Raw genomic sequence first — 2,062 nt, forward strand, 5'->3', positions numbered from 1 at the left:
AAAAATGTATGAAAATATTTCGAAGATGTTTTAAGAAAATTGCGAAAATTGTGGAAAAATATCGTAAACGATATTATAATGAGATTGTAAGAGATAGGAAAAAACTTATCTTAATTTTTATTGCATGAAGATATGCAAATGAAAGGGGTCTTTTGAAATGGATTTAAAAAATATAACTAGTAAGGTAGATCACACTATACTTAATGTTACAACAAGCTTTGAGGAAATCAAAACTTTATGTGATGATGCTATAAAATATGAGGTTGCATCTGTTTGTATTCCACCTTCATATGTAAGAAGAGCGAAGGAGTATGTTAAAGATAGAATGGCTGTATGTACAGTTATTGGATTCCCTAATGGATATAACACAACTGCAGTTAAAGTATTTGAAACTGAAGATGCTATAAAAAATGGTGCAGATGAGATTGATATGGTTATAAACCTTGGAGATGTTAAAAATGGAGAATTCCTTAAAATAGAAGAAGAAATTAGAGCTATTAAAAAAGCTTGCGGAGATAAAATATTAAAAGTTATTATAGAAACTTGTTTCTTAACTGAAGAAGAAAAAATTAAAATGTGTAAAGTTGTAACAGCAGCTAAAGCAGATTATATAAAAACTTCAACAGGATTTGGAACAAATGGAGCTACAGCTGAAGACTTAAAACTTTTTGCTGAAAACATAGGAAGCGATATAAAAATAAAAGCAGCAGGTGGAGTTAGAGACTTAAAGGTTGCTGAAGAATTTATAAATATTGGAGCAGAAAGACTTGGAACAAGCTCAATAGTTAAGATAATAAAAAATGAAGAAGTAACAGGATATTAATTAAGAGGGAAGAGGTTAGAGTTAAGAGTTATAAATGTAAATCTTAACTTCTAACTGAAACCTTTTATGAAAAGGATTACTTGATGCTAGGCGAATAATTAAGCATTTGGAAATTATAGTTGTTTTTAAATAAATTTAAATTGAAAATGATTAAGTAGGTGTGGGGAAAATAGATTAGAGGAGAAATTATTTAAAAACTCTTAACTGTTCCCTATTAACTCTAAACTAAGAAGGAGTGTTTGTTATGAGAATGTACGATGTTATTATGAAGAAGAGAAATAGAGAAGTTTTAAGCAAGGAGGAAATCCAATTTTTTGTTGAAGGGTATACTGATTCAAGTATTCCTGATTATCAAGCTTCTGCATTTTTAATGGCTTGTTATATTAATGGACTTAATGAAGAAGAAACTTCAAATCTTACTATGGCTATGGTTGAGTCTGGTGATGTTGTTGATTTAACAGATATAGATGGATTAAAATTGGACAAGCATAGTACAGGAGGAGTTGGTGATAAAACTTCATTAATTCTAGTTCCTATGGTTAATGCAGCAGGTGGAAAGGTTGCTAAGCTTTCAGGTAGAGGTCTTGGACATACTGGTGGAACTTTAGATAAGCTTGAAGCTATTCCAGGATTTAATATAGAAGTATCAGAGGAAAGATTTAAGGAACTTGTAAAAACTTCAGGATTAGTTATTGCAGGGCAAACTCAAAATCTAGTTCCAGCTGATAAAAAGATATATGCATTAAGAGATGTTACAGCAACAGTTGATAATATTCCTTTAATTGCAGCTAGTATAATGAGTAAGAAAATTGCATCAGGGTCAGACTGTATTTTATTAGATGTTAAATATGGTGAAGGTGCATTTATGAAAACTAAAGAAGATGCTGAAAATTTAGCCTGTGCTATGGTTAACATAGGAAACTCTTTAGGAAGAAAAACAGCAGCAGCGATAACTCTTATGGGTGAGCCTTTAGGATATGCAATAGGAAATGCTTTAGAAATTAAAGAAGTTATAGAAGTATTAAAAGGAGAAGGTCCAGAAGATTTAAGAGAATTATGCCTTCAACTAGGAAGTAAGATGCTTGTAATGGGTGAACTTTCAGAAACTATTGAAGATGCTAGAAAGCTTTTAATAGAAAACTTAGAAAATGGAAAAGCATTAGAAAGATTAAAAGTATTAGTTAAAAATCAAGGTGGAGATGAATCCTTTATAGAAAACCCAGAAAAACTTGTAATAAG

Annotated in this window: 2 protein-coding genes; both read left to right on the forward strand. The window is 30.6% G+C overall.

The window, feature by feature from the left end; genetic code table 11:
• The first annotated feature begins 157 nt into the window (after positions 1–157).
• Positions 158–823, forward strand: coding sequence for a deoxyribose-phosphate aldolase (gene deoC / locus ACRC28_RS18015; protein WP_438544831.1), 666 nt, complete (start codon positions 158–160; stop codon positions 821–823).
• 244 nt (positions 824–1,067) lie between these two features.
• Positions 1,068–2,062, forward strand: a 995-nt coding sequence (locus tag ACRC28_RS18020; RefSeq protein WP_438544832.1) for a thymidine phosphorylase, incomplete at its 3' end; no start/stop codon positions are given.

The organism is Clostridium sp. (assembly GCF_051650885.1).
Lineage (GTDB): Bacteria > Bacillota > Clostridia > Clostridiales > Clostridiaceae > Clostridium.

Bases quoted from the DNA above. Each gene is read 5' to 3' on its own strand.
- deoC (WP_438544831.1), top strand. From the start codon at position 158: ATGGATTTAAAAAATATAACTAGTAAGGTAGATCACACTATACTTAAT.